The sequence below is a fragment of the Pseudomonas sp. P4_C3 genome, from assembly GCF_056402075.1.
Genome location: NZ_JBFUIC010000807.1, coordinates 1 through 524 on the forward strand (window position 1 = coordinate 1; position 524 = coordinate 524).

1 protein-coding gene is annotated in these 524 nt (G+C 53.8%); it reads left to right on the forward strand.

What is annotated here, in order from left to right:
* On the forward strand, positions 1–249 hold a 249-nt coding region (locus AC1DVH_RS32565), incomplete at its 5' end, for an OprD family outer membrane porin (RefSeq protein WP_477757234.1).
* Positions 250–524: the final 275 nt, after the last annotated feature.

The following is a 524-nucleotide window of genomic DNA, read 5'->3' on the forward strand; positions in this document are numbered from 1 at the left end:
GACTTTGCCGCCCTGGGTGTCCCTGGCCTGAAAGCCTCGGTCATGTACGTCTCCGGGGACAATATCAAGACGAGATCCGGCGACAATCAGAAAGAATGGGAAAGGGATATCTTTCTAGACTACGTCCTTCAGTCGGGCACGCTCAAAGGTGTTGGCTTCGGCTGGCGTAACGGTAAATCCAATAGCGAAGCCGCCCGTGATCAAGATCAGAACCGCGTGTTTGTAAGCTACAGCATTCCGCTTCTCTAAGGGTGCAGCATAAACGTATCGCGCTCATTTCGAGAGTTCTGAGCTGGTCAATTTGCCTCTGCGCTGACACGTCCTGTTGACGCCGGCGCCGAATTGACCCACGAGCTGAAGCAAGACTGACCCACCTCAAAATCTGCACAAATCCCGCATAGGCAATGGTTCGAGAGGAACAGACTGGGTCAGTGACATCTCGGCAACTGGGTCAATTCGGCATCGGTGCCAACAATTGGGGCTCTTGCGGGCGAAACACATGCTTCTGGGCGCTAACTAAATGG